The organism is Dyadobacter sp. CY261 (assembly GCF_021440085.1).
In the GTDB taxonomy this organism is placed as follows: domain Bacteria; phylum Bacteroidota; class Bacteroidia; order Cytophagales; family Spirosomataceae; genus Dyadobacter.
On sequence record NZ_JAKCPW010000009.1, the window covers coordinates 203,901 to 221,097 of the forward strand.

General features: G+C 48.5%; 11 protein-coding genes. 6 read left to right on the top strand and 5 right to left on the bottom strand.

Annotation, left to right across the window (positions count from 1 at the left end; genetic code table 11):
• Nucleotides 1-136 precede the first annotated feature (136 nt).
• The 3 genes from LZD49_RS24280 to LZD49_RS24290 all read left to right on the top strand — a co-directional run bounded on the left by LZD49_RS24280 (nt 137) and on the right by LZD49_RS24290 (nt 5,980).
• A complete protein-coding gene (locus tag LZD49_RS24280; protein WP_234670275.1) occupies nt 137-1,789 on the top strand; it encodes a hypothetical protein in 1,653 nt (550 codons plus the stop codon).
• Nucleotides 1,790-1,915: 126 nt separating this feature from the next.
• Nucleotides 1,916-3,790 (top strand): integrin alpha, encoded by a 1,875-nt coding sequence (locus tag LZD49_RS24285; RefSeq protein ID WP_234670276.1) that lies wholly within the window; start codon nt 1,916-1,918, stop codon nt 3,788-3,790.
• Between the two features lie 36 nt (nt 3,791-3,826).
• Nucleotides 3,827-5,980, top strand: a complete 2,154-nt coding sequence (locus LZD49_RS24290; RefSeq protein WP_234670277.1) for an FG-GAP-like repeat-containing protein — start codon at nt 3,827-3,829, stop codon at nt 5,978-5,980.
• A gap of 65 nt (nt 5,981-6,045) precedes the next feature.
• Here LZD49_RS24290 and LZD49_RS24295 read toward each other — a convergent pair whose 3' ends face one another.
• The 4 genes from LZD49_RS24295 to thrA form a co-directional block, all read right to left on the bottom strand.
• Nucleotides 6,046-6,945 carry a sugar phosphate nucleotidyltransferase gene (locus LZD49_RS24295; RefSeq protein ID WP_234670278.1) on the bottom strand — a complete coding sequence of 300 codons (900 nt, stop codon included), beginning with the start codon at nt 6,943-6,945 and terminating at the stop codon, nt 6,046-6,048.
• Between the two features lie 133 nt (nt 6,946-7,078).
• On the bottom strand, nt 7,079-7,405 hold the full coding sequence (locus tag LZD49_RS24300; protein WP_234670279.1) for an iron-sulfur cluster assembly accessory protein: 327 nt from the start codon (nt 7,403-7,405) through the stop codon (nt 7,079-7,081).
• Between the two features lie 90 nt (nt 7,406-7,495).
• Nucleotides 7,496-8,425, bottom strand: coding sequence for a homoserine kinase (locus LZD49_RS24305; RefSeq protein WP_234670280.1), 930 nt, complete (start codon nt 8,423-8,425; stop codon nt 7,496-7,498).
• 15 nt (nt 8,426-8,440) lie between these two features.
• On the bottom strand, nt 8,441-10,897 hold the full coding sequence (gene thrA / locus LZD49_RS24310; RefSeq protein ID WP_234670281.1) for a bifunctional aspartate kinase/homoserine dehydrogenase I: 2,457 nt from the start codon (nt 10,895-10,897) through the stop codon (nt 8,441-8,443).
• Nucleotides 10,898-11,259: 362 nt separating this feature from the next.
• Between thrA and LZD49_RS24315 the strand changes: the two genes are divergently transcribed.
• Nucleotides 11,260-14,397 (top strand): SusC/RagA family TonB-linked outer membrane protein, encoded by a 3,138-nt coding sequence (locus tag LZD49_RS24315; RefSeq protein ID WP_234670282.1) that lies wholly within the window; start codon nt 11,260-11,262, stop codon nt 14,395-14,397.
• Between the two features lie 25 nt (nt 14,398-14,422).
• Complete coding sequence (locus LZD49_RS24320) at nt 14,423-15,883, top strand: SusD/RagB family nutrient-binding outer membrane lipoprotein (RefSeq protein WP_234670283.1); 1,461 nt, start codon at nt 14,423-14,425, stop codon at nt 15,881-15,883.
• 83 nt (nt 15,884-15,966) lie between these two features.
• Here LZD49_RS24320 and LZD49_RS24325 read toward each other — a convergent pair whose 3' ends face one another.
• Nucleotides 15,967-16,731 carry a hypothetical protein gene (locus LZD49_RS24325; RefSeq protein WP_234670284.1) on the bottom strand — a complete coding sequence of 255 codons (765 nt, stop codon included), beginning with the start codon at nt 16,729-16,731 and terminating at the stop codon, nt 15,967-15,969.
• 210 nt (nt 16,732-16,941) lie between these two features.
• Between LZD49_RS24325 and LZD49_RS24330 the strand changes: the two genes are divergently transcribed.
• Entirely contained in the window at nt 16,942-17,196 is a 255-nt protein-coding gene (locus tag LZD49_RS24330) for a hypothetical protein (RefSeq protein ID WP_234670285.1), read from the top strand.
• Nucleotide 17,197 lies beyond the last annotated feature (1 nt).

Below are 17,197 nucleotides of genomic sequence, written 5' to 3' on the forward strand. Positions count from 1 at the left end.
TTTTACAAAAAATGACCGGTTATTATAGTAATTAAACCCTTTGTCTATTGGATTACGCTTCCCTTCAATAAATTATTGAACTTTTAGAATGACCAATTACCCATCCGATTTCAAAATTTTTATTATCTTGACGCCTATGACAACGTTAGCACAACCCTCTCAATCTCTTTCAAAAAAAATATCAACGTCCTTGGGTGCCTTGCGGTTCAGCACACTTCAAATCCTGGGATTTTTGCTGGTAGTGGCAGGCGCAATCCTGATCAACTATAATTACCTCAACCGGCTCGACATCATTTCAGACGACGACGACCTGTATTTCTCCTTTGGCATGATGCTTTTGAAAGGTAAATACAGAGGAGCGGACGACGGCCCGCTTTATTATGGCTTTCAATTGCTATTACAGCTCATTACCGATGACGCCATTCAAACCTTCTACATTAATTATATCGTTACCACCACCATACCTATCATTCTTTTCTACCTCTTGCTGAGAGCACGAAACATAAATGTCTGGCTGGCGGTATGGCTGAGCCTGATGTTTATGTTTTCCAGTCTCAATTACCCACTGACTCCCAAGCTGACGCATTACGCCATTATTTTTTTACTGCTTGGCCTTCTCGCTTTCACGTACGCCGAAGACCTGGTACGGAAGTTCTTTTATTGCAGTTTATTCACACTACTTGCAGCTTATGCCAGACCTGAACTTTACATTGCCTGTTTTCTGCTTTCTGTCGTAACGGTTTTTATTTGCTTTCGAGCGAAAAAATGGGGTTACATCGTGGCAATCGTTGCGATTATCGTTGCTGCCGGATATCTCCTGGGAACACCTATCGGCGCCAGGGACCGAAGCTTCTGGACCTTCAAACATCACTTTTCCATCAACTACATCGAAGTGCATCCCGGATTGAACCTATCCCCGTGGAATCATTTCAATCAGATTACCACAAGTGCCTTCGGCCACAAACTGACGTCTATCAAAGATGCCATCCTGTCTAACCCGCAAATGGTGTTCTGGCATGTCAAGACGAATATTATCCGGTATGCCGGCTTGATCCCGCATTACTTGAAAGATATTATCTTCGACAGCATACAATTCCCCTTTCGAAAATATGTGCTTTTTGCCATGGGCGTAGCGGTATTGTTCCGGATGAATTACCGGCAAAGTTGGATGAATATCGTCTCGGCTTTCAAGAGAAATGCGCTCTTTCTGATCGTGTTTTTAATTATCCTTCTGCCGACCTTCATATCCAACTTCTTTATTTATCCGCGCCCGCATTACGTGCTCTATCACTTGTTCCTTTATTTGTACGTACTGGCATTGCTATGCAACGGCATAGAACTGAAAAAGTACCCTGCTGGCTACGCAAACTGGCCGAAACTCGCATTACTGTGCGGAAACCTGATTTTCATCATACTTCTTTTCATTCCGAAATACAAGGAGAACATTCAAAGCAAACCACTACCATCAAAGAATTTTGCTCTGATGCTTCAAAAATGCAATATAAAAGGGCCCGTTTCAGCGCTGGGTGGCGACGCGCCTTTCTCTTATAACCGCTATGTTGGACTGGACTGGACGTTCCACTATTACGACATTATCCGCCCAAAAAATTTCGCCAAATGCCTTGCCGACTATAAAGTCAATTGTGTCATCATTAACGATAAAATGAATGGGTACTTCTTAAAAGACGCATCCTATCACAACTTCCTGGCCCATCCCGAGTCAAAGGGCTTTTTGCTAATTAAGGAGACACCGAGCCACAAAGTCTTCGCCAGGAAGGACTTAATTTGAGCGCCTTCTGCTCATTACAGTCCCCTCTTGCTCATTGCATTGCATTTCAGGTCAATGGTATCACGAAGTTTGGAAAGGCATTTGCCGCCTTTTCAAACTTCTTCATGTACCCTAAATGCAACCACGATGAGACACACCTACCAAAAATTGCTTTTACCCGTACTTGCCGCGGCACTGATTCTCGGCTGCTACGCATATCGGGACCATTTAACAAGCACTTCGGCCAAAACCAGTTCACACAAAGCTTCCTTATCTAGGCAGGAGGGTGATGTGATCCCGCAAAACGCCCTTTCTCAAATCCAGCAAAACCTCTCCGAACGGGAATACTACATCACTTACGACAGCCTGAAAAATACCCTGCAAAGCCCTAACCGGAGCCACGGATTGAGGGCATATTACCAACCAGGCCAACTCACTATCGTCAACCGCAAAGATTCGGCAGGCCACAATTTCAAATTACAACTGGTCAATGAAGGTGTTTATGCTGATGGCAAAAAGCTGTTCGAACCACTCAAAACGGCCCAAACTGAACCTGATGGCAATAAACTGCACATCCGTCACAAAGGCTTTATCGAGCAATACATCAACGACCCAAGCGGCATTAGGCAGAACTTTATTGTAAAGAATGCTCCCGAGGGTACAAGCAGCCTGCAAGTCAAACTGGCAATTGATGGCATGCAGGTTGCTGACTTGGGAAATAATGAGATTCTGCTGACGCGTCGAAGTGCTACATCTAATTCAGAACAACTCCATTATCGTGACCTGCATTGCTGGGACGCAAATCAAAAGCCGCTGGTTGCCAGCCTCGCTTATGTAGGCGGCAAGATACAGATCGATGTCAATGTCGAAAATGCCGCTTATCCGGTCACCATCGATCCGCTCGTTGTAAACGGTAACCCAGCCAATGCGGCAACGTTGCTCGAAAAAGACCAGGGACTCGCCGCTTTCGGGTATTCCGTTTCAAGCGCCGGGGACGTCAATGGCGATGGATTCAGCGATGTCATCGTAGGGGCGCCCAATTACGACAAAGGGGAAACCAATGAAGGCGTTGCATTCGTATACCATGGCACAGCGACCGGCTTGGGTACTTCACCAGCCTGTACCCTGGAAAGCAACCAGCCAGAGGCTAAGTTCGGCAACAGTGTATCCAATGCCGGGGACGTCAATGGCGACGGGTTCGGTGATGTCATCGTAGGCGCTCCGATGTACGACAAAAACGAAAACAACGAAGGAGCAGCATTCATTTACCATGGCTCTGACCTTGTCGGGATCAACACCCAACCGTTCACCACCCTGGAAAGCAACCAGCCAGACGCCAACCTTGGCCACCGCGTAGCCCTGGCAGGTGATGTCGATAATAATGGGTTCAGCGACGTCATCGTTGGGGCGCCCATGTACGATAACAATGAAAGCAATGAAGGTGCCGCATTTGTATACCACGGTTCGGGAACGGGAGTGGCCACACAGGCAGCTACCACATTGGAAAAGAACCAACCCGACGCTCAATTCGGCTGTTCCGTGAAAGGAGCCGGGGATGTAAACGGGGATGGCGTCAGTGACGTCATCGTCGGGGCATCTCAGTACGACAAGGGACAAAGCAATGAAGGTGCCGCATTCGTTTACCACGGATACACAAACGTCGGAATTTCGGCCGTCGTGGTTACAACACTAGAAAGCGACCAGGCCACCGCCTACTTCGGCCACTCGGTATCCACAGCAGGCGATGTAAACGGGGACGGGTTTTCGGACGTGATCGTTGGCGCATATCAGTACGACAACGGACAAAGCAATGAGGGGGGCGCATTTGTATACCACGGATCAGTTAATGGCATTGGTTCCGGCGTTTCAAAGCTCCTGGAATGCAACCAGGCAGGGGCACAGTATGGTGTTTCTGTTTCCGCAGCAGGGGATGTGGATGGAAATGGCTACGCCGATGTGATCGTCGGTGCCAACTTCTACGATAATGGGCAAAGCAATGAAGGTGCAGCTTTTGTATATTAAGGATCTTCAAACGGAATTAACAGTGCGGCTACATCTGTGCAGGAAAGCAACCAGATTAATGCTTACATGGGCTCTTCGGTGGCCAGTGCAGGCGATGTGAACGGGGATGGGTATAGTGATATTGTTGTGGGCGCCCATATGTATGATAAAGGGCAGGGGGATGAAGGCGCTGCGTTGGTGTGGCTCGGAGGAGCGAGGGGGACCAACATTTATTCCCAGGAAATAACTGGATATCAGGACTTCTGTTCCTTCGGACGGTCAGTTGCAAACGCTGGTGACGTAAATGGTGATGGTTTTAGTGACATTATTGTAGGCGCATACGAACACAACAGCGGGCAGGCCAATTCGGGAGCAGCATATATTTACTATGGCTCTTTACAAGGAATAAACCTCAACATGGTCACTAAAATAGAAAATGTTGTAGGAAGCGGTGGTTTAGGCTTCTCAGTGGCTGGCGCTGGGGATGTAAATGGTGATGGCTTTGACGATGTTATAATCGGAGATATGAGCTATTTTGTTAGCTGGAACCCTCAAAAAGGCTTAGTTGAGGGAGCCGCTTTAATCTATTATGGATCGAATCAAGGCCTTATTACAAATACACCTTCTATCCTCAAAAACAGCCAAACGCAAAGTTCCTTTGGGTGGACGGTTTCCAGCGCCGGAGATGTTAATGGTGATGGTTACGACGATGTTTTGGTAGGCGATCCTAATTATGATAAGCAATTTGACGAGGGAGCTGCATATGTCTACTACGGTTCCGGTCAGGGGATCAATACCGTAGCCGCAATTACATTGGAAGGAGATCAGCAGTCCGAACAATTTGGGGGAGCAGTGTCAAATGCTGGTGATGTAAACGGTGACGGCTTTGATGATATTTTGGTAGGAGCCGGTTTTTACAGTAACAACCAATCCTATTCCGTTGCCGCATTTATATTCTACGGTTCAGGATCAGGAGTTAGTAATAACCCCACAATAATCGAAAATAAATTACCGGACACCTGGAATGGATACAGTGTCTCCGGGGCGGGTGATCTTAATGGAGACGGATTTAATGATATTGCTGTGGGTATTCCCGACAACCAAGCAGGAGACGGAGGAACATTCATCTATTATGGATCGTCAGCGGGTATAAATATAAATTCCTCCAAAACAATATTGAAAATTGGACAACCATCCTACTTCGGGAACTCCGTTTCGGAGGCAGGAGATTTCAATGGGGATGGATATGGAGATTTGCTAATTGGAGCAGTACAATATTCTCAGATTGGCACCGCAGCTTTTATATACCTTGGATCAGCAAACGGGGTAAATTCACAGACTCCAATCACATTTGGAAACAACATAGCCAATTCAAATATGGGAGAATCGGTGGCGTATGCAGGTGATGTCAACGGGGATGGCTATTCCGACGTTCTAATCGGAGCCACCTCTTACAATACTAAAGGGTCAGCGTTACTATTTAAAGGAAATAACGGAAATGGCCTCCGCAACAACCTCCGCCTCTACAACTCCGCCGATCTGCTAACCCCCATCAACCACACCCAATTTGCCCAAAACAACTTTGGAGCTGGCTTTTTCGCCAAGTCGTTCCTTGGACGTGGCAAAGGGAAGCTAGTATGGGAAACGAAGCCGCTGGCACAAGGCTTCTCCAAAGGAAGCAACAATGCCATCACCAACAGCACCCAGTCCACCGGTTCACAGAATACTTATTCCAATCTGGGTTTGGCCGGTATTGAGTTGAAGAATGTAATCAGCAAGCAAGGCCCCTCGACCAAGGTGAGGGTACGCGTTAAATATCATCCTGCTTTGGCGCTAACCGGTCAGGCGTATGGGCCCTGGCGGTATCTACCCGCGTATTTAATGGGCAATAGTACAGCACCGGTGCCGGATAACACAGCCACTGATATGGCGGGGACCATCAAGAAGAAAGCAAACATGGAAGTCGAAGCATTGCGTGACCAGGTCGCAGTCTATCCCAACCCTGTCTCGGAACATCTGAAAATCGACATCAAAAATCCTGATCAGGTTCGGGCGATAGAGATCCTGACAAACGCAGGTTCTGTGATCTATCAGACCGCGGGATTCAAATCAGCCATTGACATGAACAGAATTCCCAACGGAACTTATTTTGTAGTCATTACAAACCATGACGGATCGCAAACAACGAGGAAAATCCTAGTGACGAAATGACATTGCATACAACAAAAAATCCCGTTGCTGGTGTCAGTAACGGGATTTTTTGTTGTTTATGGATTTCACTCCCACAACTTCGAAGGATAAATCCCCGCCTCATGCAAGGCACTCAAAGACGCCTGCACCGATGGCTTATCCTCAGGATAGGTCACGCCGAACCAGTCGGAAGCGATGCGGAATACGCGGCAATCGCCCAGGCCATCTTTGATAATATGCGTCATCACGGTCGGGATATAGAATTCTGCCTTCGGGGTGTTGATATTTTCGCGGGCATATTTTTTAAAAAGGCCTTCGGTAATCGGGAACATCGACGGTTTGAAGCCCCAGAAGTTCATGGATACCGGCGTTTCCGGCGCGAGCTCGGTGCGGGTTTCTCCTTCTTCGAAGTAGATGACGCCATTGTCTTCAAAGATTTTGGTACGTTCCACGACAGATTCCAGATTATGGTCCTCGCGCTCGACGCACACGCCGCGTGACACAGTGCCGTTTTCCGACAATGTGCGTTTCAGCTCGTAGCCAATCATCGCGTGTTGCTTGTCGTTAGTATCGTTTTGCAGGAATTGCGCCATCGTTTCAAATGCATCGCGACCGTAAAAGTCGTCGGCATTGATCACGGCGAATGGCGTGTCGGTTTTATTCCATGCGCAAAGTGTCGCATGCCCGGTCCCCCATGGCTTGGTGCGTTCTACGGTGCCCAAATCTTCGGGAACGTATGACTGAATACCCTGGATTGCAAAGTCGAAGTCAATCTTACCTTTCAGTTTTGGGCTGAAAATGGCCTCTGCGCTTTCCTTAATTTCCTGGCGTACAATAAAAACTACCTTTCCAAAACCTGCGCGAATGGCGTCGTATAAAGAATAATCGATGATCGTTTCTCCGTTGGGGCCGAACTGGTCGAGCTGTTTGATACCTCCGTACCTGCTACCGATGCCGGCAGCCAAAATCAAAAGAGTTGGTTTCATTCAAATGGATTTTAACGTTCCTTAATGCGGTGTGTAAAAGACGGATCAAAATAAACCCATTCAAAACGATAAAAAAAACGCCCTCCGGATTTCGAAGCGCGTTTTTTCAAAATAAAATATTTTAATAATGTAATTATACCGCGAAGCTTTCGCCGCAGCCGCAGGTACGGGTTGCATTCGGATTGATGAACTGAAAGCCCTTTCCATTCAAACCGTCGGAAAAGTCGAGCGTTGTTCCCGCCAGGTATAGCAGGCTTTTCTTGTCTACGATAATTTTCACCCCTTTGTCTTCAAAAACCATATCATTCGGCTTCGAATCGGAATTAAATTCCAGGTTGTATGTCAAGCCCGAACAACCGCCGCCAAGCACGCCTACGCGGATCTGATAATCTTCTTCAAAGCCGTCGGCCTTGCGGAGTTCTACAATTTTATTTTTGGCTGTATCGCTTACCGTAACCATTTTTCTAATGTTTTATTACCTGTCAAAATTAACGTCATAGCCTTACCTGAAAGTTCACCGGATCACCAAAAACGCTATATTGATTTTGAACTACAAAATCATGGCGCCGCCCTGGTTGATCGCCGACACGTGCATGCCCGATTCGATACCCACACTGGCAAAACGCGCCTGCATGGCTTTTCCGGCATTTTTCGCATTGTCTATACCCTTGCTAAGAGCAAACATCGATGGCCCAGAACCGGAAATACTGCATCCTAAGGCGCCATTTGAAATAGCCGCCTGTTTCACTTCTTTGAATTCAGGAATGAGGATCGAACGAACGGGCTCGATGATCACGTCCACCATCGAGCGGCTGATCAAATCGTAATCTGCCTTCATGAGACCGGCTACCAAACCAGCAACATTGCCCATTTGCGCGATGGTATTTTTCAACGAAACTTCGTTTCGCAATATAAAACGGGCGTCTTTGGTATTGATTTCAATATCAGGATGGACGAGCGTGCAATAAAGATCGTCAGGCACAGGAATGGTAAAAATATCAAGTGGATTATAGCTGCGGATTACGACAAATCCCCCCAAAAGCGAAGGCCCGACATTATCCGCATGTGCCGATCCCGATGCAATGCGCTCGCCTTCCATCGCGAAAGGCAGCAATTCTGTTCGGGTTAACGGATTACCCAACAACTCGTTCATGGCCACCACACCGGCCACTGCGCTCGCCGCGCTGGACCCCATTCCACTGCCCAAAGGCATATTTTTACGCAACACTACCTCGCAGCCAAGGTCTTTGATGCCGAGATGTTTCAGCAATGCCAGCATAACTACCGTCACCGAATTCTTTTCTGCCTGCCGTGGCAGCCGTCCCCCGTCGCCTGTAATCTCGGTAATGACAACACCCGGCTCGTCCCGTCTGGTCAACTCAACCGTATCCCCTGGCTCCTGAATGGCAAACCCGAAAATATCAAACCCACACGACACATTAGCGACTGTCGCCGGCGCAAAAGCTTTTACTGAATTCACTGTAAATGGTTGTTTTTATCCCAAATAGCTACTGATACTCATGATATCCGCGAAGACGCCGGATGCCGTCACTTCGGCCCCGGCACCCGGGCCTTTGATCACCAGTGGGCGGTCTTTATAACGTTCCGTGGTGAAGGAAACGATGTTGTCGCTGCCCGACAGCGTGTAAAACGGGTGCGACGCATCTACGGTTTTGAGCTCGATCGTGGCTTTGCCGTTTTCTAGTGTTGCGATGTAGCGCAGTTTTTCGCCCCGTGCTTCCGCTTCGGACTGCATATTGGCAAAAAAGGCATTGGAAATTTCCAGTTCTTCGAAAAACGCAGGCACCGTGGGTGCATTCAGGCAATTCCCGGGCAAAATTTGTGATATTTTGACTTCTTCCGGTTCCAGCGCTACCCCTACTTCACGCGAAAGGATCAGGATTTTCCGGCCTACGTCGGCTCCGCTGAGATCGTCGCGCGGGTCGGGTTCGGTGAAGCCTTTGGCTTTGGCTTCCTGCACGACGTCCACAAAGCGGTTGTCGCCGCCAAAATTGTTGAATATATAGGACAGCGTTCCCGAAAGGATCGCTTCGATCTTCAAAAACTTATCGCCGCTGGCCATTAACCCCTGAATGGTATTGATAATGGGCAATCCTGCACCAACGTTGGTTTCGTAAAGAAACTTTACGCCACGCTGCAAAGCCGTGCGCTGCAATGAGATATATTCCGAATAGCTGCCGGAGTTAGCCACTTTATTAGGCGTAACTACGCTGATACTCGCATCAAGCAACATGTGATAGTATTGAACAATGTCCTTATCGGAAGTACAATCGACAAAAACGCTGTTCGGGAGGTTGAGCTCGATCATGCGCTGTACGAATGCGGGCAGGCTCGTTTTCACGCCTTCGTCCATCACCCGGTCGCGCCAGTTTTCTGGCTTGATGCCGTCCGGATCGAGCAGCATTTTTTTCGTATTGGATAAACCGGCGATATTCAGGTTCAGCAACTTTTCCTCCCGCAAAAATTGGGTCTGGTTACGAATCTGCTCGATGAGCGTACTGCCGATCAACCCTACTCCGACGACAAAGAGGTTCAATGACCGTGTTTCCGATTGGAAAAACACGCCGTGAATGGAGTTCAGTGCTTTGGAAAGATCGCTTTTTGAAATAACCACGGAAATGTTCAGCTCGGAAGATCCTTGTGCCGTGGCTACCACATTGATCCCGTTTTTACCCAAAGCAGAGAAAAGCTTGCCGGAAATACCGGTATTCTTTTTCATTCCCTCACCCACAATGGCGACGATCGACAGGTTTTTTTCAACCGAAATACCATCGATATGTCCCAAACTGATCTCCGTCGCGAATTCCTTTTCGAGAACTTCAATAGCCTTTTGGGAATTTCTAGGGTCGATCGAGAAACAGATCGAATGCTCAGAAGATGCCTGTGAAATCAGGATGACGCTGATGGCATTGTTGGAGAGCGAGGTAAACAACCGCCCCGAAATACCGGCGACGCCGATCATACCGCTACCCTGAATGTTGACCAGCGCAATCTCATCGATCGACGAAATCCCGGTGATCGCATATTCCTTACCGTTAGCGGATTTCTGAACGTACGTCCCTTCAAAGCCGGTATTAAATGTATTAAGAACTTTAAGTGTAATGTTCTTCGCAAATGCAGGCTGCAAGCTCGGCGGGTAAATGACCTTCGCCCCGAAATGCGACAATTCCATCGCTTCCGCATACGAAATAGACGGGATCGTGAACGCATTCGCCACCTTGCGCGGGTCGGCGGTCATCATACCGTCGACGTCGGTCCAGATTTCGATGGAATCGGCTTCCAGCGCAGCGCCTACGATGGACGCGGTGTAATCGGAGCCGCCCCGGCCGAGTGTCGTTGTTACGCCTTCGGCTGTGGATGCGATAAAGCCGGTAATGCATTGCAATGCCGTACTTTTCGCGAAATGTTCGAGTATGAGGTGATTGGTTGTCTCAAAATTCACATCCCCCATACCATAAACGGCATTGGTGCGGATGATCTGGCGCGCGTCGCAGAACTCGGCGGCGACGCCTTTACTTTTGAGAACTTCGGTAATAACCATCGTAGAAAGCCGCTCCCCGAAGCTCATAATGAGGTCCAGTGTGCGTTCGGACAGCTCACGAATCCAGGAAACACCTCGCAGAATGTCTTCCAATTCATTAAAAAGGCCCCTTACCGCGGCAAATGTGCTGCTTTGGTTTTTGACAGGAATAAGTCCCCGCACCACCGCGAAATGCCGTTCTTCGACGCCTTTCAAAAACTCCACGTATTCCGTATTCCCGGCGGCCGCCATCTTCCCGATCTCGATAAGCCTGTTCGTGACCCCGCCCATGGCCGAGAAAACCACGGCGATGCGCTCGCCTTCTGACAGATTTTCTTCGAGGATACTGATTACCTTTTTGATGCTGTCGACCGAGCCGACAGAGGTGCCGCCAAATTTAAGAACCTTCATTTAAAGCTATATTCGAATACGCGAATGTGAACGGCATAGGGCCGCCCATTTTGAACAGAATGCAAATATAGCAATTCCAGCGCCGCTAACTTTTAATAACAATCCTAAATACCGCCCGACGCATTCTATTTTGATAAACGCCTCATAGCCACGCTACCACGCCCGGCGTTTCGGAAAGTCCTTACTCTCCTATAAAAATCTTGGTTTTTAATATAATATTTTAAATAAAATCACTTTTGTCGACGAATATTTTATTAAAACATTTTTGCACAATCAGATATTTTTTGAAATTAATTAAAAATAGAATAATCTTCTGTTTTTAAAAGGTTACCTAACTGTTTCACTCCATTACTTAATCAATTATGAAGAAAGTCTTTACATTAGGCTTCTTATTGTTCTTGCTGTTCCTTAGCTGGACAGGTTTTGCACAAGACCTGACGATCAAAGGTAAAGTGCAATCGGCCGACGGGAATCTTCCGGGTGCCAGCATCCTCATCAAGGGCACCAGTCGTGGGAGCACGACAGACGCAAACGGCGATTTTACCCTCAGCACGCCGGCCAATGCAACCCTGGTTGTTTCATTTATCGGGTACAAAACCACCGAAATTCCCGTTGGCTCCAAAACCGTTTTCGACATTATGCTCGAAAGTGATGCGACGCAGTTCAACGAGATCGTCGTGACGGCCCTCGGTATTGCCCGTGAGAAGAAGGCATTGGGTTATTCCGTGCAGGAAGTTAGCGGTAAAACGCTTACCCAGGCACGGGAAACGAACCTGGTCAATTCGCTATCGGGCCGCCTGGCTGGTGTGCAGGTGACCAACTCCAATGGTGCTCCCGGCTCGTCGTCCAGGATGATTATCCGCGGTGCCAGTTCCATTGGCAGCAACAACCAACCCCTGTTCGTCGTGGACGGTGTGCCGGTCGATAACAGCAACTTCGGCTCGGGAACAGGGATCGATTATGGCAATGCCGCCGCGTCGATCAACCCGGACGATGTAGAGTCTATCAACGTCCTGAAAGGCCCGAGTGCCGCTGCGTTATATGGTTCAAGAGGAGCAAATGGCGTTGTTTTGATTACGACCAAAAGTGGTAAAGGCACGAAGGGCATCGGCGTTTCATTCAATACGAACACAGCATTCGAATCGCCATTCCGCCTTCCTAAGTGGCAAAATGAATACGGACAAGGTGCAAAGGGACTATTCTCCTACGTGGATGGAACCGGTGCCGGCGTGAACGATGGTGTAGATGAGAGCTGGGGCCCAAAACTCGACGGTCGTTTGCTACCACAATTCGATTCGCCTATTGGTGCCGACGGCACCCGCACGCCCACGCCCTGGATCGCGCATCCCGACAATGTCGATAAGTTCTTCGAAACCGGCCGCACCCTGACCAACAACGTGGCTATTACCGGTGCTAACGACAAAGGCGATTTCCGGCTTTCATTTACCGATCTGAACCAAACCGGCATTCTCCCGAATACCGATTACAAACGCCGCACGGTATCATTGAATGCAGGCTGGAATCTAACCAAAAAGCTGAGCATCCGCGCAACTGGTAATTATGTAAAAGACGGTAGCGACAACCGTAACAACTTCGGGTTGTACTTCATCTGGTTTGGCCGCCAGGTGGATATGGACAAGTTGAAAGATTATCACAAGCCGGGTAGCATTTATCAATACAACTGGAACGACAACTACTGGACTAACCCGTATTACCTGCTCAATGAGAGCACCCGGGCCAACGAACGCGACAGACTGTACGGAAACATGTCGGCAACTTATAAATTCACCGATTGGCTAAGCCTCACCGCCCGCACCGGAACGGACTTTTACGAAGATCGCCGCAAAACCAAAACCGCCGCCCGCCAGGCCAAAATCGGCGCTTCGTCATTGTACGACGCTTACAATGAGGAGCAAATATTCGTCCGCGAGTCCAACTCCGATTTCCTTTTGAATGCCACCCATAAATTCGGGGAGTTTGACATTACCGCAAACATCGGAGGCAACCACCGAAGCAATTACGCACAACGCAACTACATGGGCGCTACCGAACTTGCGATCCCTCGGGTATACAATATGGGTAATTCGCGCCAACGCCCGGTGACGGAGAACAGTTTTATTCGTAAAAACGTAAACAGCCTTTACGCCGCCGCTAATCTCGGTTTTCGCAATTACCTGTTTGTGGATCTGACGGCCCGTAATGACTGGTCGAGTTCACTGCCAAGCGACAACCGCTCTTACTTCTATCCTTCCGCGGCTGTCAGCGCTATCATTACCGATATTTTCGATGTAAAATCATCGGTATTGTCTTTTGCCAAAATTCGGGCTGGCTGGGCGCGTGTGGGTAACGACACTGATCCTTATCGACTCGCAAGTACCTACAAATATGAAAACCCATGGGGTAGCACACCGAGCCTTTCCGAAAACAATGCATTGCTGAATGCGACCCTGAAACCCGAGCTAACTTCTTCCTATGAGATCGGAACAGATATTCGTTTATGGCAAAACCGCATTGGTTTGGATCTTACCTATTATAAAAAGGTTTCGTCCAACCAGATTCTTGATGTAAACATCTCAAACGCTACCGGTTATCTGTCCAAACTCCTCAATGCAGGGAAGATCGAAAACCAAGGTATCGAGATCCAACTGACAGCCTCACCAATTAAAACACAGACATTTGAATGGGAGGTGGGCGTTAACTGGGCGCGCAACAAGAACAAGGTTGTTTCCCTGGCTAACAACCTGACCACCTACCAGCTGAACACCAGCTATAACCCATTGACCCAGGCTACCACCACCAACAGCTTCCGCGGATTGTCGGTGGAAGCACGCGTAGGCGAGCCTTACGGCACATTCTTCGGAAAAGGCTTCCAGCGCGCTCCAGATGGTCAGATCATTTACGATGCGCAGGGTTACCCGGTACTGGAATCGGCAAGCCGTGTGTTGGGCAACTTCACTCCCGACTGGATCGGAGGGTTCTCAAATACTTTCCGTTATAAAAACCTATCACTTAGCACATTGATCGACGTAAAACATGGAGGTGATATTTTCTCACAATCCATCAATATCGGTCGCTACACGGGGGTTTTGGAAGAAACTACGATGGGACGTGAAGACGGCATCGTGGGCCAGGGCGTAGTGAATATCGGCACTGCCGCCGCTCCTGAATATGTGGCAAACGAAAAACGTATCAGTTCCGAGGAATACCATCACAAATATTACCTGCTGACCAACAACGAAAACACCATTTTCGACGCCAGTTACGTGAAACTGCGCGAAGTGAAGCTGACTTACGTGCTTACAGGCCAGGTGTTCAAAAAACTGCCGTTCCGCGACATCGCGATTTCGGTGGTTGGCCGCAACCTCGCGCTCCTGAAAAGCAACCTGCCACATATCGATCCTGAAACCAGCTACTATAACGATGGTAACCTGCAAGGCATCGAAAACGGTCAGATCCCGACCACCAGAACCGTTGGTTTTAACATCAGTTTCAACCTGTAAGCCATTATCCTAACTGATTTCAAGCATGAAAAGCATCATACGTTCCTTCAAATCCAAGACATTGCTGGTGGCATCCATTGTTTGCCTGTCGGCTTGCACGGGTGATTTCGACGAGGTCAATACGAATAACAACAGCGCTGCAACCGGTACCGCCGACCTCTTTCTGCCTCATGGCATCCAAAGTGCCGTAGACCTGTACTGGGGCGGTTCTATAGGCCAGGATATCGGCGACGGTTTCTCCCAGCATTGGGCGCGCATCCAATACACGGATATCGACCAGTACACCGTGTCGGCCGACGTGTATACCACCGGCTGGCAAACACTTTACATCGAAGCATTAGCTGATTATCAGCGCATTTCGAAAATTTCGGAGGAATCGGGTAACACCAACTACAAGGCCGTGGCAATGATCATGCGCTCGTGGGTGTTCTCGCTTTTGACCGATATTTACGGTGATATTCCTTATACAGATGCTCTGCAAGGGCTGGAAGACAAGTTGTTGCCCAAATACGATGCGCAAAAAAATGTATACGCCGCACTGATCGCCGAACTGAAAACAGCCAACGACCTGATCGATGTCAACGATAAAAACAAAGCGATTGCAGGCGATATACTCTTTAATGGCAACCTCACAAAATGGAAGAAGTTCTCCAACTCACTAAGCCTGCGCCTGCTTTCGCGGATGATCGACAAAGCCGATGCGCCGATCGACGTGAAATCGGAAATCACCCGCATTCTGAGTGACCCTGCCAAGTATCCGGTATTGGAAGCCGTCGCTGACAATGTTCAACTGAACTACCTCGATGCAACAAACAACAATAATCCCATCAATCAGAACCGCAAAACGCGGGATGATCATCGCGTGAGCGCGACATTAATAAATAAACTGGCGGCGCTGAATGATGGAAGATTGGCCGTTTATGCCAACAAGCCTGCCGACGGCGGCGATTTTAAAGGCGTTCCAAACGGACTTTCATCGTCGGACGCGAATGCCCTGGGTCTTTCCAAAACATCGAAAGTAGGCGACTATTTCGTAGCTGCAACTGCCCCTGGCGTGATTATGAGCTATGCAGAACTGCTTTTCCTCAAAGCGGAATTTGCCTACAAAGGCATCGCAGCAGCCGGTACCGCCTCAAAAAACTATACGGACGGCATTACCGCCTCATTCGCACAATACAAACTGACCGTCCCGGAGGCATATCTTACGGCGAACGCATTAAAATCGGGTGCCGATGGCTTCACCCAGATCATGGAGCAAAAATGGATCGCGCTTTTCGGCCAGGGTGTCGAAGCATGGACCGAGTACCGTCGTACCGGCATCCCCGCCCTAGTCCCTCCTGTTTTGAATACGAATGGAAATGTCATTCCAACGCGGCTGCCATACCCGGGCTCGGAAGAATCGCTGAATTATGAAAACTTTTCAGCGGCGCTTACCTCCCAGGGAGGCAAGAATGACATGAAATTGAAGCTTTGGTTTGCAAAATAATGCAGGCCGATAAGTACTAAAAAGCAAAACGGGTCAGATGCGTGCGGCATCCGGCCCGTTTTCTTTTGAATTGATATTTTAACTTAAAACGAAATCCCTAACCCGGCACCAATGTTCGCAACCCCTACAAAACGTTTCTCGTTAATGGGGATACCCACCTCCGGATAACTGCCCACACGGACATTCACCGCCACATTTTTCAGCACGGCCTCTGTAGCAAGGAAATCGCCGGAAAGATGGAAATATAACGGCCCGGCAATCGGCAAACGTAAACTCGCCCCGGCACCTACACCGAAACCACTGGTAGAAGCCGGGCTCAAATGCACCAGGATCTGGTTCTCGCCTGATTGAAATGTGCCGGTCATGTCCACGGTTGGCGACGTAACCTTTACATATCCTCCCTGCACGTGCCCTTCGATTTGTACACGATTAAAATTGAGAAAAATGGCAGGACCGGCCATGATCGCATTGAATTTCCAACGCGAAACCTTCGTGTCCCAGGTATGCGAGGTTGTTTCGTTAATAATACCTTTGATCTCTTCCACCCGTAAGTCGGCGATATCGACGATCGGTTGCGGGCGGGTGGTATTTTGATTCATGCTACCTGAAAATTTCAGCCCGAACCAGCGCGCTACGCGGACATCATAATTGACCTGCCCATAATATCCTGAGCCCGTTAACCCCGCGAAAGGATCGTTCAATTTTTCCCTCGCCAGCTCACCTACCGGCAAACTGTATCCGGCAGTAACAGAAAGGAAACTCCGGTTATCGTTTTGTGCCTTGCCGTCGATCTGCACAAATAGGAAAAGTGCAAATAAGAGGGTTAATAAACGTTGGCTACTAATCATGAATATGGCTGGTTTGTGAGAAGAACTAGTACCTCAAACGAAATTTCCAGCTAAGGTAACATGAAACGTCCCCGATTTATCACATTTTTAACCCAGTACTTACTTTGGGGAAATTTTATCAACACAATGTTATATAAAACGGTTAAAAAGTGCTGAATCCGCGCTGGTATAGAAATGGTAGGGTCTATTTTAAACTAAATCAATAAACCCATGAACAGGCAAGAAACAGATGATGAAGCAAGATCCACCAAGAACCTTAAAAACGTCTGGAAATGGATTGTTGGCGTCGGTATCGCACTCTCGCTGATCGCCTGGTTTGGCGGCTTTTTCAATCACGATAGAAATTTGGGAGAGGCGGATAATCCTGCTGATCAAACCGCCGCCGCCGATAGTGTTGCTTCCGATACCGCAGGCACCAATTTACGATCAGACACAGTGTATGAGCACGTCCGCGGCACTAAATAGC

What these genes read in the sequence shown, in the direction of transcription:
- LZD49_RS24330 (WP_234670285.1), top strand. Translation starts at nt 16,942, where the DNA reads ATGAACAGGCAAGAAACAGATGATGAAGCAAGATCCACCAAGAACCTT.
- LZD49_RS24285 (WP_234670276.1), top strand. Translation starts at nt 1,916, where the DNA reads ATGAGACACACCTACCAAAAATTGCTTTTACCCGTACTTGCCGCGGCA.
- LZD49_RS24320 (WP_234670283.1), top strand. Translation starts at nt 14,423, where the DNA reads ATGAAAAGCATCATACGTTCCTTCAAATCCAAGACATTGCTGGTGGCA.
- LZD49_RS24280 (WP_234670275.1), top strand. Translation starts at nt 137, where the DNA reads ATGACAACGTTAGCACAACCCTCTCAATCTCTTTCAAAAAAAATATCA.
- LZD49_RS24315 (WP_234670282.1), top strand. Translation starts at nt 11,260, where the DNA reads ATGAAGAAAGTCTTTACATTAGGCTTCTTATTGTTCTTGCTGTTCCTT.
- thrA (WP_234670281.1), bottom strand. Translation starts at nt 10,897, where the DNA reads ATGAAGGTTCTTAAATTTGGCGGCACCTCTGTCGGCTCGGTCGACAGC.
- LZD49_RS24295 (WP_234670278.1), bottom strand. Translation starts at nt 6,945, where the DNA reads ATGAAACCAACTCTTTTGATTTTGGCTGCCGGCATCGGTAGCAGGTAC.
- LZD49_RS24325 (WP_234670284.1), bottom strand. Translation starts at nt 16,731, where the DNA reads ATGATTAGTAGCCAACGTTTATTAACCCTCTTATTTGCACTTTTCCTA.
- LZD49_RS24300 (WP_234670279.1), bottom strand. Translation starts at nt 7,405, where the DNA reads ATGGTTACGGTAAGCGATACAGCCAAAAATAAAATTGTAGAACTCCGC.